The 23,374-nt window shown below is 75.7% G+C and carries 13 protein-coding genes; 1 reads left to right on the forward strand and 12 read right to left on the reverse strand.

Translation table 11 applies throughout. From position 1 onward, the window contains the following. The 9 genes from ADL22_RS01240 to ADL22_RS01280 form a co-directional block, all read right to left on the reverse strand. Window positions 1–544 (reverse strand): dTDP-4-dehydrorhamnose 3,5-epimerase family protein (locus ADL22_RS01240; protein WP_066972846.1); only part of this gene is annotated, 544 nt, incomplete at its 3' end. A gap of 21 nt (window positions 545–565) precedes the next feature. Beyond that, window positions 566–1,498, reverse strand: a complete 933-nt coding sequence (gene rfbD / locus ADL22_RS01245; RefSeq protein ID WP_267890136.1) for a dTDP-4-dehydrorhamnose reductase — start codon at window positions 1,496–1,498, stop codon at window positions 566–568. Next, the gene (gene rfbB / locus ADL22_RS01250; protein WP_066972847.1) at window positions 1,495–2,484 is read right to left on the reverse strand and encodes a dTDP-glucose 4,6-dehydratase; all 990 of its coding nucleotides are present in this window, start codon (window positions 2,482–2,484) and stop codon (window positions 1,495–1,497) included. The genes rfbD and rfbB overlap by 4 nt, the downstream gene beginning before the upstream one ends. A 71-nt stretch (window positions 2,485–2,555) precedes the next feature. Further along, window positions 2,556–3,266, reverse strand: coding sequence for a 4'-phosphopantetheinyl transferase family protein (locus ADL22_RS01255; protein WP_066972849.1), 711 nt, complete (start codon window positions 3,264–3,266; stop codon window positions 2,556–2,558). Window positions 3,267–3,269: 3 nt separating this feature from the next. Further along, window positions 3,270–4,229, reverse strand: a complete 960-nt coding sequence (locus ADL22_RS01260; protein ID WP_066972851.1) for an LLM class F420-dependent oxidoreductase — start codon at window positions 4,227–4,229, stop codon at window positions 3,270–3,272. A 119-nt stretch (window positions 4,230–4,348) separates the two neighbouring features. Next, complete coding sequence (locus ADL22_RS01265; protein WP_199836185.1) at window positions 4,349–5,881, reverse strand: aromatic amino acid ammonia-lyase; 1,533 nt, start codon at window positions 5,879–5,881, stop codon at window positions 4,349–4,351. After that, complete coding sequence (locus tag ADL22_RS01270; protein ID WP_066972853.1) at window positions 5,878–7,014, reverse strand: AMP-binding protein; 1,137 nt, start codon at window positions 7,012–7,014, stop codon at window positions 5,878–5,880. Before ADL22_RS01270 ends, ADL22_RS01265 begins: the two co-directional genes overlap by 4 nt. A 58-nt stretch (window positions 7,015–7,072) precedes the next feature. Further along, window positions 7,073–7,945: a glucose-1-phosphate thymidylyltransferase RfbA gene (rfbA, locus tag ADL22_RS01275; protein ID WP_066972854.1), complete on the reverse strand. Its 873-nt coding sequence runs from the start codon at window positions 7,943–7,945 to the stop codon at window positions 7,073–7,075. Window positions 7,946–7,988: 43 nt separating this feature from the next. Then, window positions 7,989–9,218 carry a class I SAM-dependent methyltransferase gene (locus ADL22_RS01280; protein ID WP_066972858.1) on the reverse strand — a complete coding sequence of 410 codons (1,230 nt, stop codon included), beginning with the start codon at window positions 9,216–9,218 and terminating at the stop codon, window positions 7,989–7,991. Between the two features lie 392 nt (window positions 9,219–9,610). On the opposite strand from ADL22_RS01280, the gene ADL22_RS01285 reads away from it, so the two are divergent. Then, window positions 9,611–10,597: a TauD/TfdA family dioxygenase gene (locus ADL22_RS01285; RefSeq protein WP_066972860.1), complete on the forward strand. Its 987-nt coding sequence runs from the start codon at window positions 9,611–9,613 to the stop codon at window positions 10,595–10,597. Window positions 10,598–10,698: 101 nt separating this feature from the next. Here ADL22_RS01285 and ADL22_RS01290 read toward each other — a convergent pair whose 3' ends face one another. Genes ADL22_RS01290 through ADL22_RS01300 form a run of 3 tightly spaced genes read right to left on the reverse strand, consistent with a single transcriptional unit; the run spans window position 10,699 to window position 23,329 of the window. Continuing rightward, complete coding sequence (locus tag ADL22_RS01290; protein WP_066972862.1) at window positions 10,699–11,652, reverse strand: ornithine carbamoyltransferase; 954 nt, start codon at window positions 11,650–11,652, stop codon at window positions 10,699–10,701. Further along, on the reverse strand, window positions 11,652–18,179 hold the full coding sequence (locus ADL22_RS01295; RefSeq protein WP_066972864.1) for a non-ribosomal peptide synthetase: 6,528 nt from the start codon (window positions 18,177–18,179) through the stop codon (window positions 11,652–11,654). The genes ADL22_RS01290 and ADL22_RS01295 overlap by 1 nt, the downstream gene beginning before the upstream one ends. Further along, entirely contained in the window at window positions 18,176–23,329 is a 5,154-nt protein-coding gene (locus tag ADL22_RS01300; RefSeq protein ID WP_234430496.1) for a non-ribosomal peptide synthetase, read from the reverse strand. The genes ADL22_RS01295 and ADL22_RS01300 overlap by 4 nt, the downstream gene beginning before the upstream one ends. Window positions 23,330–23,374: the final 45 nt, after the last annotated feature.

Genomic DNA, 23,374 nt, shown 5'->3' on the forward strand with positions numbered 1-23,374 from the left:
GGGCGGGCTCGGGGGGGGGTTCGGTGGGGGGGGGGGACTGGGCGTTTTTGGGGGAGAGGGTGGGGGTGAGGTCGGTGGGCCAGGGGATGGCGAGGTCGGGGTCCAGGGGGTGGATGCCGTGTTCGCGGTCGGGGGCGTAGCCCTCGGAGCAGAGGTAGACGACGGTGGCGTCGTCGGTGAGGGCGAGGAAGGCGTGGCCCAGGCCCTCGGAGAGGTAGATGGCGCGGTGGGTGGTGTCGTCCAGGCGGGCCATCTCCCACTGCCGGAAGGTGGGGGAGCCGGTCCGGACGTCGACGATGACGTCCAGGACGGCGCCGCGGACGCAGGTGAGGTACTTCGCCTGGCCCGGGGGGACGTCGGCGAAGTGGATGCCGCGGAGGGCGCCGCGGCGGGACACCGAGAGGTTGGCCTGGGCGAGCGGGAGGCCCTGGCCGGTGGCCGCGCGGAAGGCGTCGCCGCGGAACCACTCGTGGAAGCTGCCCCGGGTGTCGGTGAAGACCTCGGGCTCGTGGATCCAGGCGCCTTCTATGGACAGGGGTCGCATGCGGTCTGCTCGGCTTTCTGGTCAGGGATTTCGGGCAGGTGTGGTCGCGGGGGTCGGCGGCGGCTCCGGCGGCGGGAGGAGGGTGGGGAAGGCTTCGGTCAGGGCGGTGCGCCAGTGGCGGAGGGGAGGCAGGCCGGCGGCCTGCCAGCGGTCGTGGGCGAGGGCGCTGTACGCGGGGCGGGGGGCCGGGCGGACGTAGCGGTCGCTGGTGGTGGGGCGGACCCGGGCCGGGTCGGCGCCGAGCAGGCGGAAGACCTCCTGGCAGAGGGTGAACCAGGTGGTGGTGCCGGTGCTGGTGCCGTGGTAGGTGCCGGGTGGGGCCGCGCCGACCAGGGCGCGTACCCCCAACTCCACCAGTCGGTGCGCCAGATCGGCTGTCCAGGTTGGCTGGCCCAGCTGGTCGGTGACCACGTCGACGGTGGGGCGGGTGCGTTCCAGGTTGATGGCGGTGCGGATGAAGCTCGTTCCGCCGGCGCCGTAGAGCCAGGCGGTGCGGATGATGTAGCCGGTGTGAGGGAGGAGGGTGCGGACCGCCTGTTCGCCCGCCAGCTTCGTCCGGCCGTAGGCGCTGCGGGGGGCGGTGGGGGCGTCCTCGGCGTACGGGGTGCGGGCCTGGCCGTCGAAGACGTAGTCGGTGGAGAGGTGGAGGAGGAGGGCGCCGGATTCGCGGCAGGCCGCGGAGAGGAGGCGGGGGCCGGTGGCGTTGATGGCGTACGCCTCCGGTTCGTGCTCCTCAGCGGCGTCCACGGCCGTCCAGGCGGCGCAGTTGACGACGACGGCGGGGCGGTGGGCGGCGAACGCGGCGCGCACCGCGGCCGGGTCGGTGATGTCCAGGTCGCGGCGGGTGGCGGCGACCGCGGGCAGGCCGGCGGCGGCCAGTTCGGCGAGCAGGTCGCGGGCGAGCATGCCGCCGGCGCCGGTCACCAGCCAGGGGCGGGCCCGGTCGGCGGTCACAGCGCGGCTCGCGCCTTCAGCGGCTCCCACCAGGCGCGGTTCTCGCGGTACCAGCGGACGGTGTCGGCCAGGCCCTGGTCGAACGGGACGCGGGGGGCGTAGCCCAACTCCTCGCGGATCTTGGTGCAGTCGACGGAGTAGCGGCGGTCGTGGCCCTTGCGGTCGGGGACCTGCTCGACGCTGCTGTCCCAGTCGGCGCCGAACGCGGCCAGCAGCCGCTCGGTCAGCTCGCGGTTGGTCAGTTCGGTGCCGCCGCCGATGTTGTAGATCTCGCCCGCCCGGCCCCGGGTGCGGACCAGCTCGATGCCCTGGACGTGGTCGTTGATGTGCAGCCAGTCGCGGACGTTGCCGCCGTCCCCGTAGAGCGGGATCTTCCGGCCGTCCATGAGGTGGGTGATGAAGAGCGGGATGGCCTTCTCGGGGAAGTGGTGGTGGCCGTAGTTGTTGGAGCAGCGGGTGACGCGGACGTCCAGGCCGTGGGTGTGGTGGTACGACAGCGCGATCAGGTCGCCGGACGCCTTGGCGGAGGAGTACGGGGAGCTGGGGCGCAGGGGGTGGGTCTCGGGCCAGGAGCCCTCGTCGATCGAGCCGTAGACCTCGTCGGTGGAGATCTGGACGAAGGTCCGCACGCCGGCCCGGTGGGCGGCGGCGACGAGGGTGTGGGTGCCCAGGACGTTGGTGCGGACGAAGGTGTCGCCGCCGTCGATCGAGCGGTCCACGTGCGATTCGGCGGCGAAGTGCACCACCTCGTCGTGCTCGGCCATCAGGGGCTCGACGGTCTCCCGGTCGCAGATATCGCCCTGGACGAAGCGGAAGCCGGGGTGGGCGCGGACCGGGTCGAGGTTGGCGGGGTTGCCCGCGTAGGTCAGCTTGTCGAGGACGGTGACCGCCACGTCGCCGGGGCCGTCCGGGCCGAGCAGTGTGCGGACGTAGTGGGAGCCGATGAAGCCGGCTCCTCCGGTCACGAGGATGCGGGTCGTCGTCATGGGGTGTGCACCTTGGGGTGTGGGCGAGTACCGGTGGAGTTGATCGATGGTTGGTGGGCTGCTGGGTGGGTTTACGGGGGCGGGGCCGCGGCGGCCGGGACCACGAGGGCGGTGAGGAGGTGGTGGGGGGTGGCCAGCCAGGTGCCGTGGAGGACGGTGGGGATCGGCTCCGGGGCGGGGCCGGTCGGCGCGGGGACGTCCGCGCCCTCCGGTCCGCCCGGCGCCGCGCGGAGCACCCGCGCCCGGAACGTACCGGCCGGGTCGAAGGCGATGGCCGCCTCGTGGAAGCCGAGCCAGGCGCCGGTCAGCGGGGACCACACCTTGTAGACCGCCTCCTTGGCGCAGAACAGCAGGCGGTCCCAGCACACCGCGGGGTCCGCGGCCCGTAGCGCACGCTGGTCCTCCCGTTCCTCCGGCAGGGCGATCCCGGCCAGCATGCCGGACGGCAGCGGGCGGTGCGGTTCGGCGTCGATGCCGATCGCCCGGACGGCGGTGGTACGGGCCAGGGCGGCGGCGCGGTAGCCGTGGCAGTGGGTGAGGCTGCCGGCGACACCGGCCGGCCAGCGCGGGGCGCCCGCCGGGCCGGGCGGCAGCGGTCCGGGCGGTACGCCGAGGCGCAGGCCGGCCCGGCGGGCACAGTGCCGGGCGGTGGCGAACTCGCGGCGGCGGGCCGGGCGCATCGCGGCGGCCGGCTCCCGTTCGCCGGGGAACAGTACGGCCGCCGGGTCGTCGCCGTAGGACTCCGCGACCGCGACCTGCGGCGGGACGATCCGGGAGAGCACGGGTCAGTCCCGGCCCGGGGCGAGCGCCTCGACCTGGGCGGCGGGGTCGCCGTCGCCGGCCGGGAGCAGCGCGATCACGGGGGTGTCCAGACCGGCCTCGGTGTACTGGCGGATGCGGGCGCGGCAGGCGTCCGGGGGGCCGTGCACGATCAGTTCGTCGACGACCTCGTCGGGGACGGCCATCATCGCGCGCCAGCGGTCGCCGGCGTCCCAGGCGCGGTGCATCGCGGCGAGCGGTTCGGTGCGGCCGAGCCAGTCCTGGAACGCGCGGTAGGCGGGCACGGTCAGATAGCTGCTGATCATCATCCGGCCGAGCCGGCGGGCCTGCCGGGCGTCCTCGGTGACGCAGACGAAGACCGGGGCGACCAGCTCCGGGCCGGGGCCCAGTTCGGCGCGGACGGTCGGGATGTCGGCGGGGGCCAGCCAGTTGGTGATCGCGCCGTCCGCTTCCTCGGCGGCCAGTCGCAGCATCCGGGGGCGGAGGGCGGCCAGCAGGATCGGCGGGGGTGTGGCCGGGGGGCGCTCCAGGCGGAAGCCGCGGACGGCGAAGGTCGGGTACTCCTCGGTCACCGGCTTGCCGGTCAGGGCGGTGCGCAGGAAGCGGAGGGTGTCGCGGGTCCGGGCGTACGGGCGGGTGTGCTCCAGGCCGTTCCAGTCCTGGACGACGCCGGGGGAGGAGGCGCCGATGCCGAGGGCGAAGCGGCCGGGCGCGCAGTCGGCGACGGCCGCGGCGGTCATCGCCAGCAGGGCGGGCCCGCGGGTGAAGACCGGGGCGACCGCGGTGCCCAGCCGCAGCCGGGACGACCACTGCGAGGCCAGCACCAGCGGCGAGAAGGCGTCCGCGCCGGAGGTCTCGGCCGTCCAGACGCCGGTGTAGCCGAGGTCGGGGAGGCGTTCGACGAGGGCGCGGTGGGCCGGCAGGGGCATGCCGGTCAGCGGGAGGGTGATCCCCCAACCAGTCATCGCGGGGTGGTCTCCAGTCTCGGGGAAGGCGGCGGGGTCGGAGCGGCGGGCTCAGGTGCGGGTGCGGGACGGAAAGGGTGCGGGCGCCCGGCCGGGGCGGGCGCCCGCGGTCCGGGGCGTCAGGCGGCGCCGGTCAGCTGGCGCTCCGCGTGGTCGCGGAACAGCTCGGCGGCGGCGCGCACCTCGCCGGCCATCGGGCGGTCGGCGTCCAACGCGGGGGAGATCCGGGCGAGTTCGGCCCAGACGCCGGTGGCGGACTCCGCCTTGCCGGTCATCACGGCCAGCTGGGCGGCGGCCAGCGCGAGCGAGCCGACGGCGAGCCAGCCCAGCTCCAGGGCCTCGCCGACGCCGTTGGCGCCGTTGAGGGCCATCGGGACGTGGTCCTGATTCCAGCCGTTGGTCGGCAGGGTGGTCAGCGAGGCGGGGGTGACCAGCTGGCGGATCCGGGAGATGAACGAGGTCGCGCTGATCTGCACACCGGCCAGACCGCAGCCGCGGCCGGCCCGCGGGGTGAGCATGATCGGCAGGTCGCCGTTGGTGGTGGGGTTGACCACCAGCCCGAGCTGACGCTCCGCCAGATACGCGGCCATGTGCATGGCCAGACCGGTCTGCTCGGAGGCGAAACCGACCGGCATCGCGTGGAAGTTGCCGGCGTGCAGCACCCGGTCCTCGTAGGTGAGGGGGTTGTCGGTGCAGCCGTTGGCCTCGCGGAGCAGGATCTCGCCGGCGGTGGTGAGCTGGTCCAGGACGGCGCCGAGCACCTGCGGGGCGCAGCGCAGGCTGTACGGCTCCTGGAGCGGGCGGCGCTCGTCGCGGCGGTGGCCGGCGGGGATTTCGGCGCGGATCCAGCGGGCCACCTCCAGCTGGCCGAGCTGGTTGCGGGCCTGGCCGACGCCCTCGTCGTAGTGCTCCGCGTTGCCGCCGAGCAGGTCGGTCAGGCGGGCGGTGAGGGTGGCGACGGCGCGGACCAGGCGGACCGCGGAGCGCTGGTTGAGGATGGCGACGGCCAGGCCGACGCCGGTGCCGTTGACGAAGGCGAGCGCCTCGCGCACCGGCCAGACGAGCGGTTCGGCGCCGAGCCCGGCGAGGGCCTCGGCGGCCGGGCGGCGGGTCCAGCGGTCCTGCTCGTCGCGGACCCACGCCTCGCCGTGCCCGGCGCAGGCCAGCGCGACATGCGCCAGCGGCTGGAGGTCGCCGCTCGCGCTGACCGTGCCGTCGCGCGGGATGACCGGGGTGAAGCCGGCGTTCCACAGGTCGGCGAGGCGCTGCCAGAACTCCGTGGAGACCGCGGAGAAGCCCTTGCGCATGCTGTTCAGCCGCAGCCAGAACACCAGCCGGGAGGCGTCCGGGTCGATCGGGCGGCCCTGGGCGGTGCCGAGGTGGGAGATGAGCGAGGCGCCCTGCTCCATCTCGGAGGTGGCGGAGTACGTCACCAGCGGGCCGAAGCCCTGGGTGAGCCCGTAGACGGGCCGGCCCTCGGCGAGGTACGCGTCGACGGTGGCGCCGCTGCGGTCCATCCGCGCCACGTCGGCGTCGGTGAGCGGGCCGAGCTTGGCGGTCCAGGAGGCGGCCTCGACGATGCTGTCCAGACTCGGCATGTCCGTACGGTCGCCGCCGGCCGGCGCCGGGGCCGGCGTGGAGGTCTGTGTCACGTTGCTATCCCTGGTTCGGTGGGTGTGGCGGTCGCGGGGTGCTGGAGCTTGCCCAGCGCGGACCGCTTGAGGTCGGGCACGGTGTGCACGGCCCGCGGGCGGGCGCCCAGGACGGCGCGGACCGCGGACAGGTCGAGGGCGTCCGGGCCGCCGCCGGGCCGGGGGACGACGTACAGGTCGACGTGCTCGCCGATCATCGGGTCGCTGACCGGGACGAGCGCGAGGTCCGCGCAGTCGAGGCGGGCGCGCAGGGCGTGCTCGGCCTCGTCGAGGTTGATCCGCTGCCCGTTGACCTTCACCAGGCGGCCGACGCGGCCCAGGAGCCGGAACGACCGGTCGTCCAGCGGCTCGACGAGGTCGCCGGTGGGCCATGCGGCGGGGGCGGGGTGGCCGGGGCGGGTGGCCAGGCGGGGGCTGCGGATCACCAGCGGGACGGCGGTGCCGGGCCCGGTGCCGGGGTCGGTGCCGTCCTCGCCGGGGGCGAAGGCGACGTCCGGGAAGAGGGTCCAGGCGGGCGGTTCGCCCTCGCTCCAGCGGCGCATCGCGATACCGCCGGTCTCCGTCGAGCCGAGCAGCTCCACGATCGCCGCCCGCTCCGGCCCGGCCTCCTTGAGGAAGGCGCCGGCCTCGGCCGGCAGCATCGCGCTGCTGTAGAGGACGGTGACCCGCTCGAAGGAGCGGACCCAGTCCAGGTGGCGCAGCAGCAGGGAGAAGATCCACGGGGTGGCGACCACGGCGATCCGGCGCTGCCCGGTGTCCGGCAGGGCGCCGATGTAGCCGGGGCGGTACCACACCGGGACGCCGAGCCGGGCCGGGACCAGCAGCGTCGCCAGCGCGCCGTAGACGTGCACCGGCGGGGCGAAGGAGACCACCGCGCCGGGCGCGTCCGGGCGCAGGAAGCCGGCGAGCATACCGGCCTCCTGCCAGGCGGCGGCCCGGCCGCGCTGCCAGCGGCGGCTGGGGCCCGTGCTGCCGGAGGTGTGGAAGTCCAGGACCGGCGGCAGGAGGCCGTCGATCACCGCCGGGACGTCCGGGACCTCGTCCCAGCGCACGTGCCAGGCGCGGTCGGTGACATCCGGCGCGCCGAGCCCCGGCGTCAGCACGTCCTCCGGGGTCAGCTTCTGATAAGCCACTCCATCTCCCTGTGGTGGGCCCCTCCGCGGGCGGTCCGCGGCGCGGGCGGGTCCGCGGTCAGGCGGCGTACTGGGCGACCTGCATGAGGTACTGGCCGTAGCCGGAATTGCCCATCCGCTCGCCGAGGCGGTGGCAGTGCTCCGCGTCGATGTAGCCCATGCGCAGCGCGATCTCCTCGACGCAGGCCACCCGGACGCCCTGCCGGGTCTCGATGACGTGCACGTACTGGCTGGCGGCCAGCAGCGAGTCGTGGGTGCCCGCGTCCAGCCAGGTGAAGCCGCGGCCGAGGCGGATCAGGCGGGCCCGGCCCTGCTTCAGATAGGCGAGGTTGACGTCGGTGATCTCCAGCTCGCCGCGGGCCGACGGGGTCAGCTCGCGGGCGATCTCCACCGCGTCCGGGTCGTAGAAGTACAGGCCCGTGATCGCGTTGTTGGAGCGCGGGTTGAGGGGCTTCTCCTCCAGTGAGACGAGGTTGCCCTCGGCGTCGGTCTCGCCGATGCCGTAGCGCTCGGGGTCGGAGACCGGGTAGCCGAACAGCGTGCAGCCGTTGAGATCGGTGCGCGCGTTGCGCAGGATCCGGGGGAAGCCGGCGCCGTGGAAGACGTTGTCACCGAGGATCAGCGCGAACGGGTCGTTGCCGATGTGGTCCGCGCCGATGATGAGCGCCTCGGCGATACCGCGCGCTTCCTTCTGCTCGGCGTAGGTGATGGTCAGCCCGAGGTGCGAACCGTCGCCGAGCAGCGCCTTCAGCGGCGGAATGCTGGTCGGTGTGGAGATGACCAGGATCTCGCGGATTCCGGCCAGCATCAGCACCGAAAGCGGATGGTAAACGAGCGGCTTGTCGTAGACCGCGTGCAGCTGCTTGGACGTTGCCAGGGCCGAGGGGTACAGCCGGGTGCCGTTGCCGCCGGCCAGCAGAATTCCCTTCATCGCTCTCCCTGCTGGTCAAGGTGATTTCTGCCGGAGTGGCAGATCACACCACGTGTACGGTCGGGACGTAGAGAATCCACTTGCCGCCGGCCTCGCGGAATTCCTGTTCCTTCGCCATGATTTCCTCGGCGTGGTTCCAGGCGAAGAGCAGGGCGTAGTCCGGGTATTCCGAGGAGAACGCGTCCGGGGTCTTGACGGGAATGTGCGTTCCCGGGCTGAGCCGGCCCTGCTTGGCGGGCGTGGTGTCGCAGATGAACGGGACGAGGTCCGGGCCGATGCCGCAGAGGTTGGTGACCGTCGCGCTCTTGGCGGTCGCGCCGTAGCCGACGACGGTCTTGCCCTCGTCGCGCAGCTTCGTGAGCAGCGCGGTCAGGTCCTCGCGGATCTTGACGACGTTGGCGCCGAACGCCTTGAGGGTGGCCAGGTCGGAGAGCTTGCGCTCGGTTTCCTCGGCGACGAGGGCGGCCACCGCCTCGGACGGGGTGCGCTGCCCGGCGGGCGCGAGGAAGTAGCGGACCTCGCCGCCGTGCACCGTCAGCCGCTCGACGTGCACCAGCTCCAGGCCGTTGCGCCGGGCCATCTCCTGCACCGAGCGGGCGGTGAAGAAGTAGAAGTGCTCGTCGTAGATCTGGTCGAACGAGGTGCGCTCGACGATGTCGCCGAGGTAGGGGTCCTCGAAGACGAAGACGCCGGTGGGCTTCAGCAGGGCGTTCACGCCCGCCAGGATGGAGCCCATGTAGGGGATGTGGCAGAGGGTGTTGGCGGCGTAGATGACGTCGGCCGGGCCGTCCTCGGCGTGGATCTCCCGCGCCGTGGCCTCCTCGAAGAACGACGTGCGGACCCGGATGCCCTTGGACGCGGCGACGTCCGCGACGCTGGCGGACGGCTCGACGCCCAGGTGGCGGACGCCGTGGTCGGCGATCGCCTTGAGCATCACACCGTCGTTGCAGCCCAGTTCGACGATGAACGGGTCCTCGGCGGTGAGCTCGTCGGCCAGCAGCTGCTTGGCCAGGTTGGTGAAGTGCTCCCGCATGAAGGCCGAGCCGGACGAGAAGTACGGGTACTCCTCGTGGAACATCTTGTCCCGCGGGACCTCTTCCATCAGCTGCACCATGGTGCAGGACTCGCAGACGCCGACGGCCAGCCGGAAGAAGAACTCCTGGGAGAAGTCCGCGTCCGGGGCCGGGAAGGCGTCGGACAGGGGCTGGCGGCCGAAGTCAAAGAATTCCTGTACCGGAGCGGCACAGATACGGCATGGGGGCGTGCTCGACATACATGCTCCTGGAAGGCCGACCGGCGGCAAGGGAACGGAAATACCCGAACTCCGGCGGCACGCTGGTGCGCCGTCCGAAGCGGTTCTCGGTGAGTGTGCCCCAGAAACCGGCCGGGGTGGAAGGTCTGCATTGTGCGCTGTCTCGCTGGCGGGACAGGAAAACCGCCGCCGCGCGGCCGTTTCCGGTGGAACGGCGAACGCCCGCGCGCGGACGGCGAATTCACCTGTCCCGCCTGCTCGGTGACATTTATCCTGGCGAAGTCCCAGTGCGCCCGTGCGGTCCGCAAGAGGTGCCCGCGAAAAAACGCGGGCCCGGCCAGGAATCCCGTGAATGGCTCACGCCGGCCGCCGGCGGTCCCCGCGCACGGCCCCAGTGAGAAGGCATCCGAACCATGACTCAGACCAGCTCGTTTCCCGCACTGACCGAGAACGCGGTGGCCCTCACCGACACCCAGCGCGAAGAGGTCGCCCTCCTGGCCGAGGATCTCGCCCGGGCCGCGTCCGGCGTACTGGACAGCGCCGAGTGGCTGGCCGCGGCCCGCGCCGCCGCCGTCCGCCTGCCGGAGCAACTCCGCGCCGCCATACGGGAGTTCCGTTACGAGGCGGGCCCGGACGGCGTGCTGCTGATCCGCAATCTGCCCATCCAGGCCGACCTGCCCGCCACCCCCACCCGCCTTGGCTCGGTGCAGCGCACCGCGACCACCGCGGCCGGCGCGATCACCATGGTGCTGCTCCAGCTCGGCGAGGTGATCGCGTACCGCAGCGAGAAGTCCGGGGCGCTGGTGCAGGACGTGGTGCCGGTGCCGGGCCAGGAGGGCGAGCAGAGCAACGCCGGCTCGGTGCGCCTGCAGATGCACAGCGAGAACGCCTTCCACGCCAACCGCCCCGACTACCTCGGCCTGCTGTGCCTGCGCACCGACCCGACCGGCGACGCGCGGCTGTGCACCGCGTCGGTCCGCCGGGCGCTGCCGCTGCTGTCCGGCGAGGCCCGCCGGGTGCTGTCCGAGGAGCGGTTCATGACCGAGGCGCCGCCGTCGTTCGGCGGCTCCGGGAGCGTCCCGCCGCCGGTCCACGCGATCCTGCGCGGCGCCCCCGACGACCCGGACGTACTGGTGGACTTCAACGCCACCCACGCGCTGGACGACGGCGCCCGGCGCGCCATGGCGGAGCTGAGCGCCGCCTTCGAGCGGACCACCCACGCGCTCGCGCTGACCGCCGGCGATCTCGCGGTGGTCGACAACCGCCTGGTCGTGCACGGCCGGACGTCCTACACCCCGCGCTACGACGGCACCGACCGCTGGCTGCACCGGGTCTACGCGGTCGCGGACTACCGCCGCTCCCGGGCCGACCGGCAGGGCGCGGGGAGTGTGCTGGACTGACGGCCCCGGCGCGCTCCCCCGGGGCGCGGAACCGGAGCCGGGCGCGGGCCCCGCCGGACGGTCGTACCGCCGGCGGGGCCCACGCGTGTGTCCGGCCCGGGTCAGCCCTTGGCGGGGCCGGTCCCGCGGCACCACTCCAGGACCGCCATCGCGCTGTGCATCTTGTTCCCGGCCTGCTCGAACGCCAGGCTCCGCGGCCCGTCGAGGACCTCGGCGGTGACCTCCTCGCCCCGGTGGGCCGGCAGGTCGTGCAGGAACACCGCGTCCGGGCTGCCCGCCCACAGCTCCGCGCGGACCTGGAACGGCGCGAACACCGTGCGCCAGTCCGGGTCGGCCTTCGACGTGCCGGTGGTCTGCCAGCGCGCCGTGTAGACCGCGTCGAAGCCGCCGGGCAGATCGTCCATGGTGTGGTGCTCGCGCAGCACCGCCCCGGAGGCCGCGGCCTGGGCGGCCGCCTTCGCGGCGATCCCGGCGGGCAGGCCGTAGCCGGGCGGGGTGCGCAGCTCGAACTCCACGCCGGGGAAGCGGGTCAGGGCCAGTGCCAGGGCCGTGGCGGTGTTGTTGCCCTCGCCCAGGTAGAGGACGCGCAGGCCCTCGACGCGGCCGAAGTGGCGGTACAGCGTGGTCAGGTCGGTCAGGGCCTGGGTGGGGTGCTCCTCGGCGCTCATCGCGTTGATCACCGCCATCCGGTCCTGGCGGGCCCAGGCGCGCATCTCGGCCGGGTCGGCGGCGGTGCGGGCCACCAGCACGTCCAGCATCCGGGACAGCACCCGGCCGGTGTCCTCGCTGGTCTCGCCGGTGTTCAGCTGGAGGTCGCCCGGCCCGTAGGCGATCAGGGAGCCGCCGAGCCGGAGGGTGCCGGCCGAGAAGGCGGTGCGGGTGCGGGTGGAGGTCTTGGCGAAGTAGACGCCGGTGACCAGGCCGTCCAGCGGCCGGCCGGCGTCCGCGGTGCCGGCGGAGAACGCGGCGCCGCGCTCCACGAGGTGGCGCAGGTCCGCGTCGGACAGGTCGTCCAGGGATATCAGGTGGCGCACGGGACGGGCTTCCTGGGGCATCAGCGGTCTCCGGAGGGGGTGTTGAGGGCGTCGGCCAGCTCGGCGACGGTGGGGTGGCGCAGGGCGGTGGCCGGGTCCAGGTCGAGGCCGGCGGCCGCGGCCCCGGCCAGGACCCGCAGCACGAGCAGCGAATCCCCGCCGAGGTCGGCGAAGTCGTCGTGCACGCCGATCCGGTCGAGGCCGAGCACCTGCCGCCAGACCTCGGCCAGCCGCCGTTCGGTGTCCGTCCGGGGCGCGGTGTACGGCGCGCGGACGGCGGTGGCCTCCCGCGACGCGCCGGACGGGTCCGCCGCGGCGGTCCGGTCGTACTTCCCGTGCGCGGTCAGCGGCAGCGCGTCCACCAGCTCGTACGCGGCGGGGACGAACGCGGCCGGCAGCCGCGTCCGCAGCCGCTCGCGCAGCTCGGCCGGGCGCGGCGGACGGCCCGGGGCGGGCACGATCCAGGCCGTCAGCCGGGGCGCGCCGGCCGCGTCCGGCGGCGCGGCCACCCGCGCCGCGCGGACCCGCGGATCGGCGGTGAGCGCCGCCTCGATCTCGGCGGGCTCGACGCGGTGGCCGCGGACCTTCAGCTGCCGGCCTACCCGGCCGGTGAACTCCAGCGTGCCGTCCGGCAGCACCCGGGCCAGGTCGCCGGTGCGGTACAGGCGGGCGCCGGGCGGCCCGTAGGGGTCGGGCAGGAAGTGCGCGGCGGTCAGGCCGGGCTGCCCGGCGTAGCCGCGGGCGAGCCCGGGGCCGCCGAGGTAGATCTCGCCGGTGACGCCGTCCGGCACCGGCGCCAGGCGCTCGTCCAGCATCCGCACCACCGTGCCCGGCAGCGCCCGGCCCAGCGGGACCAGCGGACGGTCCGGCGGGGACGCCACGCGGTGCGCCGCGGCGGCCACGGTCGCCTCGGTCGGCCCGTACTCGGCCGCCAGCCGCGTCCGGCCGCCGGCCGCCGCGATCCGCTCCGCGACACGCGCGGCCTGCCCGGCCGGGTAGGCGTCGCCGGCGCAGACCAACTGGTCGGCCAGTCCGGCCAGTTCGCCGTCCGACAGCTGCTGTTCGAGCAGTGCGAGGTGGCCCGGCGTCATACCGGTGAAGGTGTACGGGCCGCCGGCCGCCAGCAGCCGGCCGAACTCCTCCGGCGCGAACCGCTGCGGCAGCAGGCGCACCGTCCCGCCGGTGAGCAGCGGGACGAACAGCGCCGGGACGCCGAGGTCGGCGCCGATGGAGGTGAAGAAGGGGGCGTTCGCCGGGCCGTCGGGGGCGTAGGCGCGGACCGCCCAGCGCAGGTAGTGGGCCAGCGCCCGGTGCTCGACCGCCACGCCCTTGGGGGCGCCGGTGGAGCCGGAGGTGTGGAGGACGTAGGCGAGGCGGGCGGGGGCGCGGTCGGCGGCCCGGGGCTCATCGGTGGTGCTCGGTGCGTCCGGCTCGTCGGCCAGGATTGTCGGGATCCCCGCCGTACGGCCGGCGTGGGCCGGTTCGGTGACGACCAGGCGGCAGTCCGCGCCCGTGAACAGCGTGGCCAGCCGGCCGTCCGGGGTGCACGGGTCGGCCGGGACGTACGCGGCACCGGCCTTCCAGACCGCGAGCAGGGCCGCGACGAGGTCCGGGCCGCGATCCAGCAGCACGCCCACGCGGTCCTCCGGGCCGCAGCCGCGGGCGCGCAGCCGCCGGGCCAGCGCCTCGGCGCGGGCGTCCAGCTCGGCGTAGGTCAGATGGGTATCGGCGGTGGCGACGGCGACCGCGTCGGGGGTACGGGCGGCCTGCGCCTCGAAGGCGGCGAGGACGTCGGCGGTGCCATCCCCCAACTGCCTTGTCGCGTCCGGCAGTTCGGTCAGCTCCCGCCCGTGCTCGCCCTCCTCCGGATAGCCGCGCCGCGCGTCGCCGTCCGGGCCCTGCGCGGCCATGTCCGCGAGGACCGCGAGGTAGAGCCGGGCCAGCCGGTCGGCGCGGTCGCGGCGCAGGGTGCGGGTGTCGGAGGCCACGGTGAGGTGGTCGCGCAGGGGGGTGCCGACGACGACCGGGAACTCGTTGGGGCTGTCGTCGCGGGTGGCGAGCGGATCGACCAGCTCGGTGTCCACCTGGTGGAAGTCCAGGTAGTGGAAGAGCACATCGACCAGGTGCGGATCGCCGGGGCGGCGCATCGCGGGCATCGGGAAGCGGCGGTGCGGCCACAGCTCCACCTCGGCGGCGAAGACCTGCTGGGCCAGCTCGCCCCAGGTGCGCGCGGTGCGCTCGTACGGGAACGGTACGGAGTTGAGGTACATGCCCGATACCCGCTCGGCGCCGCGCACCTCGGGGCGGGCGTCGGCGACCATACCGCCGCGGAACGTCCGCTGCCGGGTGAGCAGCCCCAGCACCTTGCTGTGCGCGGCGTGCAGCACGCTCTTGTACGGCACCCCGGCCGCCGACGCCAGCGCCCGCAGGCCGGGCACCAGGTCGTGCAGGGGGAGATCGATGCGGTAGCGCTCGGCGGGTGCGCCCGGGTCGCCGGACCAGCCGGCGGGGAGGGTGAACTTCTCGCAGCGGCCGAGGAGTTGGTGCCAGTAGGCGCGGTCGCCGGTGGGGGTGTCGTCGGCCAGGGATTGGAGTTCGGCGGCGATGAAGTCGGCGTAGCGGACGGCGGGCAGCGGCGGGGCCGGGTCGGGCTGCTGGCCGTCGCGCAGGCGGCGGTAGGCGCCGAGCAGCTCCATCAGCTGGTTGTGGTAGCTCCAGCCCTCGATGGCCGGGTGGCCCTCGGTGATCGACAGCCACCAGCCGCCGTCGTCCAGGACGTGGGTGGCCATCCGCATCAGCGGCGCGCGGGCCGGGTCCAGCAGCCGCATGCGGTCGGCGCGGGCGAACGCCACCAGCGCCGGCCAGCGCTCCTCCTCGGGCAGGTGGCGCAGGTCCTCGTGGGCGCAGTCCATCGTGGCGCGGGCGTGCACGATCTGGAGCGGGACGGTGTAGCCGGTCAGCGCGAACGACGTGCGCATCGCCTCGTGCCGCTCCACCACCAGCGCGGCGGCGGCGCGGAACGCCGCGGGGTCGAAGGGGTGCGGATCGCTGATCCGGAAGGAGGTGATGTTGTGGTAGCGGTGCTCGCCGTCCGCGCGGAACATCTCCACGAACATCCCGGCCTGGGTGCGGGAGAGCGGATAGGCGTCCACCGCGTCGGCGGGCAGCGCGGCCCGGTCGGCGGCGTCCAGCAGCGCGAAGCGGGCGACGGGCCGGAAGCCCGCCTCGCCGGCCACCGCGCCGTCCCGGACCGCGGCGCACAGCCGGGCCACCGTGCGGTGCTCGAAGAGGTCGCGCACCGCCACCGCCAGGCCGGTCTCGCGCAGCGCGCCGGCCAGCGCCACCGCGCGCAGCGAATCGCCGCCCAGGTCGAAGAAGTTGTCGTGCACCCCGACCCGGGTCAGGCCCAGCACCTCGCACCAGACGGCGGCCATCGCCCGCTCGTCGTCGTCGCGCGGCGCGATGTGCTCGCCGACCGCGGTGGCGGCGCGGTCCGGGGCGGGCAGCGCGGTGCGGTCGAGCTTGCCGTTGGCGGTCAGCGGCAGCGCGTCGAGGGTGACGAACGCGGCCGGGACCATGTACTCGGGCAGGTGGGCGCCGAGCAGACCGCGCAGCCGGGCCGGGGCGAGCGCGGCGGCGTCCGCCCCGGCGGCCGGGACGACGTAGGCGACCAGCCGCTTGTCGCCCGGGGCGTCCTCGCGGACGAGGGCGACGGCCTCGGCGACCGCGGCGTCGGCGGTGAGCACGGTCTCGATCTCGCCCGGCTCGATGCGGTAGCCGCGCAGTTTGACCTGGTGGTCGGCGCGGGAGACGAAGTCGAGGTTGCCGTCCGGCAGGACGCGGGCCAGGTCGCCGGTGCGGTAGAGCCGGGCGCCGGGCGGGCCGTAGGGGTCGGGCAGGAAGCGCTCGGCGGTCAGGCCGGGGCGGCCGGCGTAGCCGCGGGCCAGGCCGACGCCGCCGATGTAGACCTCGCCGACGCTGCCCAGCGGCACCGGGCGCAGCCGCCCGTCCAGCACCAGCATGGTGGTGTTGGGCAGCGCGCGGCCGATGGAGATCAGCTCGGCGTCCTCGCGGCCTTCGATGAAGTAGGCGGAGTTGCCGACGGTGATCTCGGTGGGGCCGTACTCGGCGGCGAGCCGGGTGCCGCCGGCCTCCGCGGCGCTCAGCCAGCGGTTGGCGAGCCGCCCGGTGAAGGCGTCGCCGGCCGCGATCACCAGCCCGGCCAGGCCGGTCCGCTCCTCCTCGGTCAACTGCTGGGTGAGCAGGTCGAGATGGCCGGGGGTGAGCTTCACGAACGCGTACGGGGCGTGCGCCATCAGCAGGCGGCCCAGCTCGGTGATCTCGAAGTCCTGGTCGAGCAGGTGGACCGGCTGGCCGGTCATCAGCGGGGTGAACAGGTCGGGTACGCCGAGGTCGAAGGCGACCGAGGAGAACAGCGGCGCGCCGCCGGTGCCCGCGCTCGCGTACGCGTCGGCGGTCCAGCCCAGGTAGTTGGCCAGCCCCCGGTGGGTGATCAGCACGCCCTTGGGGCGGCCGGTGGAGCCGGAGGTGTAGATGACGTAGGCGAGGTGGTCGGGGTCGTGGCCGCCGGGCGGCGGGGCGAGCGGGGTGGCCGGGCAGTCGGCCAGCGCGGCGCGCTCGGCGTCCTCGTCCAGCACCACGAGCCGGGCGCCGGTGGCGGCCAGGCGGGCGGCGTGCCGGCGCTCGGTGACCACGAGCCGGGAGCCGGTGTCGGCGAGCATGAACGCCAGCCGGTCGTCGGGGTATCCGGGGTCGAGCGGGACGTACGCGGCGCCGGCGCGCCAGATGCCGAGCAGCGTGGCGACCATCTCCGGGGAGCGGTCCAGCAGGACGCCCACGGTGTCCTCGGGGCCGGCGCCCAGCGCGCGCAGGCGGTGGCCCATGCGGTGGGCCAGCGCGTCCAGTTCGCCGTAGGTGGTGCGGTGGCCGCCGTGGAGGATCGCGGTCGCGTCCGGGGTCTCGGCGGCGCGGGCGGCGATGGCCTCGTGGACGGGGCGCAGCGCGGCCGGGTCCAGGGGCGTGCGGGTGCCGACCGGTTCGGCGGGGCCGGCCAGCAGCAGGGCGCGCTCGGCGGCGTCGAAGATCTCCAGCTCGGTGACGGGGGTGTCCGGGGACTCGGCGGCCGCCGCCAGCAGGCGGGTGTAGTGGCCGGCGATCCGGCGGGCGGTGGCGGTGTCGAAGAGCGCGGTGGCGTACTCCAGCGAGCCCGCGTACGAGCCGTCCGGGCGCTCCTGGAGGTGGACGGTCAGGTCGAAGCGGGCGATCCGGCCGGGCACCTCGACGGGCGCGGCGGCCACGCCGGGCAGGTCCAGCGGCTCGGTCTCGTCCGCCCGGGTCAGGTCGAACATCACCTGGAAGACCGGGGTGGTGGACAGGTCGCGCTCCGGCTCCAGCGCGTCGGCCAGCCGGTCGAACGGCACCGAGGGGTGCTCGAAGGCGGCCAGGACGGTCTCGCGGTTCCGCTCCAGCAGCTTGGCGAACGGCGGCTCGTCCGACCAGGCGGCGCGCAGCACGAGGCTGGTGTACGCGTAGCCGGCCATCCCGGCCAGCTCGGGGCGGGTGCGCGCCGAGACGGCGGTGCCGACCGCCACGTCCGGGGTGCCGGTGTAGCGGGCCAGCAGCGCCTGGAAAGCGGTGAGCAGCACCATGAACGGGGTCGCGCCGTGCCCGGCCGCGACGTCCCGCAGCCGGCCGGCGACCGGCGCCGGGACGGTGAAGTGCTCCTGCGCGCCGTGCCAGGACCGGACCGCGGGGCGCGGCCGGTCGGTGGGCAGGTCCAGCGCGGCCAGGCCCGCCAACTCCCGCTTCCACCAGTCGAGTTCGGCGCTTACCTCGGGGCCGTCCTGCCGCTCGGTGAGCCAGGCGGCGTAGTCGGCGTACTGCACCGGCTCGGGGGCCAGCTGCGGCGCTGCCGCGTTGCCGGCCCGCCGCGCGCGGTACAGCGCGGACAGCTCGGTGAGCAGCAGCGGGCGGGTGGCCGCGTCGCAGGCGATGTGGTGCAGGACGAGGACCAGCAGATGGTCGTCGGCGGCGAAGCGGAGCAGCCGGACCCGCAGCGGCGCCTGGGCCGCCAGGTCGAACGGGGTGAGCGCGGCCTCCTCGGCGAACTCCCGGGCCGCCGCCTCGCGGTCCGCCGCGGCCAGGCCCTCGCGGTCGGCCTCGGCGAAGTCCACCGGGCCCGGCGCGTCGATGACCTGGCGGGGCTCGGTGCCGTCGAGGACGTAGCGGGTGCGCAGGATCTCGTGGCGGGCGGCCAGCCCGTCGCAGGCGGCGCGCAGCGCGTCCGTGTCCAGCGGGCCGCGCAGGCGGTACGCGACCGGCAGCAGGTAGTCCGGGGCGGCCGGGTCGAGCTGGTGCAGGAACCACAGCTGGCGCTGGCCGGCCGAGAGCGGGAGCGGCCCGCCGCGCGGGACGCGGGGGAGCGACCGGCGGGCGCGGGGGGCGCCGCCGGACAGCCGCCGGCGCAGCAGCTCCGCGCGCAGCGCCGCGGCCGAGGCGTCCGCGGGGGTGGAGGCGGGTTCGGTCATCGGTCGTACTCCCTGTGTGCGGCGGCGAGTTCGGCCTCGCTCAGTGACGCGATCTCGGCGCGGACGGCGTCCTCGACGGCCTCCGCCAGCGCGGCGACGGTGGGCCGGTCGAAGAGGGTGCGCAGCGGCAGGGCGACGTCGTACGCCTCCTGGATCCGGGCGGTGACCCGGGCGGCGCGGACCGAGTCGCCGCCCAGCCGGAAGAAGTCGTTCCGGGCGCCGACGCGCGGGGCGCGGCCGTCCGGCCCGGTCAGCACCTCGGCCCAGATCCCGGCGAGCGCCTCCTCGAGCGGCCCCTCGGGCGCGGTGTACGGGGCGTCGTCGGCGACCGTGGCCAGGTCGGGCGCGGGCAGCGCGGCGAGGTCGATCTTGTGGTGGCGGGTCAGCGGCAGCGCGCCGAGCGGCACCAGGACGGTGGGCAGCATGTAGCCGGGCAGATGGCGGGCGCAGTGGTCCAGCAGCGCGTCGCGGTCCGGGAGCGGGCCGCCGGCGGCCGGGACGCAGTAGCCGACCAGCCGGGCGGCGTCGCCGGTGCCGTGGGCGGTGACCACCGCCTCGGCGACGCCCGGGTGGGCGGCCAGCACCGCCGCCACCTCGCCGGTCTCCACCCGCCGGCCGCGGATCTTCACCTGGCCGTCGGCGCGCCCGGCGAAGACCAGGGTGCCGTCCGGCAGCATCCGGGCCAGGTCGCCGGTGCGGTACAGCCGGGCGCCGGGCGGCCCGTACGGATCGGGCACGAAGCGTTCGGCGGTCAGCGCCGGGCGGCCCACGTAGCCCCGGGACAACCCCCGCCCGCCCAGGCACAGTTCACCGATCGTGCCGGGCGGCACCGGGCGCAGCAGCGGGTCCAGGACGCGGGCGCTGACGTGGGCGTACGGGCGGCCGATGGGGAGTTCGGCGGTGGTGTCCGTGGCGGTGACGGTCCAGCGGGTGGCGGCGATGGTGGCCTCGGTGGGGCCGTACTCGTTGACGAACCGCTTCAGGCCGCTCGCCAGTTCGCGGGCCAGCTCCGGCGGGCAGGGCTCGCCGCCGGTCTGGCCGACCAGCGGGCGGTCGCCCAGGCCGCTGTCGCGCAGCAGCCGCCACTGCGGGTGGACGGCCTGGAGGTGGGTGACGCCGGTCCGGTCGATCAGCTCCACCAGCGCCGGGTAGTCGGCGGTCTCGCTGTCCCGGGCGAGCACCACCCGGCCGCCGGCCAGCAGCGGCATGACCAGCTCGGTGAACGAGATGTCGAACGAGGCCGGGGCGAGCGCCAGCCAGGCGCTGTCCGGGCCGAACTCCAGGTGCTCCCGGGAGGCGTGCAGCAGCCGCAGCAGCGACCGGTGCTCGACGCCGACGCCCTTGGGGCGGCCGGTGGAGCCGGAGGTGTAGATGACGTACGCGAGCCGGGCCGGGTCGTGCGGGGCGGCCTCCGGCGGGGTGCCGGGAGCCGCCGGGTCCGGGGTGTCGCCGGTGGTGAGCCAGGCGCCGTCGTGGCGGGCGCCGAGCCGGGCGCGGCCCGCCGCGTCGGAGACCAGCGCCACGGCCCGGGAGTCGGCCAGGATGTGCGCCAGCCGCTCGTCGGGCGAGCCCGGGTCCAGCGGGACGTACGCGGCGCCCGCCTGCCAGATGCCCAGCAGGCAGGCCAGTAGATCGGGGGAGCGCGGCAGCAGTACGGCGACCGTGGTCTCCGGGCCGGCGCCCAGGGCGCGCAGCCGGTCCGCGAACCAGCCGGCCCGCTCCCGCAGCCGCGCGTAGCTCCACCGCTCGTCGCCGCAGACCAGCGCGGTGGCCTCCGGGGTGCGCGCGGCCGCGGCGGCGAAGGCGGTGGCCACGCAGCCGTCCGGGGCGTCGGCGGCGGCCGGGGCGGCGGCGCCGAGCGCGAGGAGCCGGGACCGTTCGGCGTCCGGCAGCAGTTCGGCGTCGGCCAGCCTGCCCCCGGGGGCGTCGGCGAACGACTCCAGCAGCCGGATCCAGCAGGCGGCCAGCCGCTCGACGGTGGCCGCGTCGAACAGCGCGGTGGCGTACTCGGCCAGGCCCAGCAGGCTCCCGTCCGCCTGCCGCTGGACGACGAAGGTGAGGTCGGTACGGGCGGACTGCCAGGCGGCGCGGAACGCGTCGAGGTCCGCGCCGCGCAGCGCGGTGCCGGTGCGGCCCTCCTCGTGGAAGTCGAACATGACCTGGTAGAGCGGGGTGCGCGCGGGGTCGCGCTCCGGCTGGAGGGCGCGCACGAGGCGGTCGAACGGCAGGTCCTGGTGGGCCAGCGCGTCCAGCACGGTCTCCCGTACCGCGGCGACGGCGTCCCGGACGGTCGCGTCACCGTCCGGGCGGCAGCGGATGACGAGGGTGTTGAGGAAGTAGCCGACCGTCTGGGCGACTTCGGGGCGGTGGCGGCCGGCGACCGGCATGCCCAGGGTGAGGTCGGCGCGGCCGGTGAGGCGCGCGAGCAGGGCGGCGAAGGCGGTCAGCAGCGTCTGGTGCAGGGTGGCGCCGGTCTCCCGGCCCAGGGCGGCCAGCCGGTCGGTGAGCGCGGCGGGCACGGTGAAGGTGTGCAGCGCGCCGCGGCCGTCGCGGTCGGCGGGGCGGGGGCGGTCGGCCGGCAGCTCCAGCGGTACGGCACCGGTCAACCGCTCGCGCCAGTAAGCGAGTTGGCGTTCCATGGCGGCGTCGTCGGACGCGGCGCGGCGGCGCTGCCACACCGCGTGGTCCGCGTACTGCGCCGCGACCTCGGGCAGCTCGGGCCGCCCGCCGGAGTGGACCGCCGCGCCCAGCGCCAGCAGATCGCGCTCCAGCAGCACCGACGACCAGCCGTCGCAGGCGATGTGGTGGATGCCCAGCAGCAGCGCCTGGCCGCCGCCGGCGGTGCGCAGCAGCAGGCCGCGCCACACCGGGCCGCGCGCCAGGTCGAAACCGCGGCCCAGCTCGGCGCGGGCCAGCGCGCGCACCGCGGCGGCGTCCGGCGCCTCGGCGGTGCGCAGCTCCACCGGGCCGCCGGGGGCGTCGACGATCTGGACGGGGTCGGTGCCGTGGACCTCGTAGCGGGTGCGCAGGATCTCGTGGCGCTCGGCGAGCCGGGCCAGGGCGGTGCGCACGGTGGCCTCGGTCCACTCGGCGGGGAGCCGGATCCAGATCAGGTCGGCCCACTCGGGGCTGCCGGGGCGCAGCTGCTCCAGCAGCCACAGGCCGCGCTGGCCGTTGGAGAGCGGCAGCCCGCCGTCCCGGGGGACGGGGACGACGGGGGCTTGGTCGGCGGCCGGGTCCGCCGTGTCCGCCGCCGCTTCCGGTGCCTCCGGCGCGCCGTCCAGCAGCGCGGCCTGGTCGGCGACGGTCAGGGCGGAGAAGAGGGCGCGCAGGTCGATCCGGCGGCCCGCGGCGGCGGAGAGCCGGCCGGCGAGTTGGCCGAGGTGGAGGGAGGAGCCGCCGGACTGGAAGAAGTCGTCGTGTGCGCCGACCGTTTCGGCCGGTACGTCCAGCAGCTCCGCCCAGGCCCGGGCCACCGCGCGCTCGGCGGCGGTGCGCGGCGGGACGTGCGGTGCGCCGCCGGTGTCCGGGCCGGGCGCGGGCAGCGCGGACCGGTCGGTCTTGCCGCTGGCCGTACGGGGGAAGGCCGCGACGGAGACGAAGACGGCCGGGATCAGCTGGTCCGGCAGGGTGCGGCGGAGGAAGGCGCGCAGCTCCGCCGGGGCGGGCGCGGCGCCGCGCGGCTGCACCCAGGCCACCAGCCGCTGCCCGCCCGCGCGGTCCGGGGCGGTGCCGACGACGGCGCCGGCGACCCGGGGGTGGCCGGCCAGGACGGCCTCCACCTCGCCGGGCTCGATCCGTACGCCGTTGACCTTGAGCTGCTGGTCCAGGCGGCCGAGGTACGCAAGGGTGCCGTCGGCGGCGCGGCGGACGCGGTCGCCGGTGCGGTACAGGCGGGCGCCGGGCGGGCCCTCGGGGTCGGGGACGAACCGCTCGGCGGTCAGGGCGGGGCGGCCGAGGTAGCCGGTGGCGACCCCGGCCCCGCCGGCGTACAACTCACCGGTGGCGCCGTCCGGCACCGGGCGGCCGTCCGGACCGAGGACCAGGGCGCGCAGGCCGCCGAGGGGGCGGCCGATGGGCACCGGGCCGGTGGTCTGCGCCGGGTCGAAGCGGTGCTCGGTGATGTCCACGGAGCACTCGGTGGGCCCGTAGGTGTTCCAGATCTCGATCTGCGGGGCGCGGGCCAGCAGGCGGTGGCACAGCTCGGCGTGGAGCGGTTCGCCGGCGCTGAACAGCAGCCGCAGGGCGCCGCAGCGCTCCCAGCCCGGCGCGTCCGCCAGCGCGCGCAGCACCGAGGGGACGGCCTGGAGGACGGTGGCCCGGCCGGCGGCCACCGCGTCGAGCAGCGCCGCCGGGTCGCGTTCGGCGCCGGGCGGGGCGAGCACCACCGTGCCGCCGCTGATCAGCGGCGCGAACAGCTCGAGTCCGGCCGCGTCGAAGCCGATCGTGGTCTTCTGCAGGATGCGGTCGGCGGGGCCGAGGCCGTGCCGGGACGCCAGCCAGCGGACCCGGTTGGCGATCCCGCCGTGCGGGACCACCACGCCCTTGGGGCGGCCGGTGGAGCCGGAGGTGTACAGGACGTAGGCCGGGCGCCGGGCGGCCTCGCCGGGGCCGCCGGGGAGCGGCGGGGCGGTGTCCGGGAAGGCCGCGGGGTCCTCGTCCGCCGCGGCGCCGTTCTCGGCGAGCGGCAGCACGCCAAGGGTGGCGGGCGCGCCGGCCGGCAGCGCGTCCAGGGCGCCGCGCTCGGTCAGCACCAGCGGGGCGCGGGTGTCGGCCAGCGTCCAGGCGAGGCGGTCGGCCGGGTGGTCCGGGTCCATCGGGACGTACGCGGCGCCCGCGCGCCACACCGCCAGCAGGGCGGTGACCAGGGCGGGCCCGCGCCGCAGGGACACCCCGACCAGGCTGCCCGGGCCGATGCCCAGCGCCCGCAGCCGGTGCGCGAGGCGGTTGGCCCGGCGGTCCAGCTCGCCGTAGGTCAGGCCGGGCCGGCCGGGCGGGAGGCTGTCGACCGCGAGCGCGCCGGGGGCGGCCGCGGCCCGCTCGGCGATCAGGTCCGGCAGCAGCGGCGCCGGTCCCGCCGCGTCCGGCGCGCCGGAGTGCCCGGACGGCTCCCCGGGGGTCGAAACGGCCGACAGCGTCCAGTCGTTCACAGATGCTCCTTCGACGGCATCGCCCCGCGCGGGCGGGAAAGGTGC

This window comes from Streptomyces sp. NRRL F-4489, from assembly GCF_001509485.1.
In the GTDB taxonomy this organism is placed as follows: domain Bacteria; phylum Actinomycetota; class Actinomycetes; order Streptomycetales; family Streptomycetaceae; genus Streptomyces.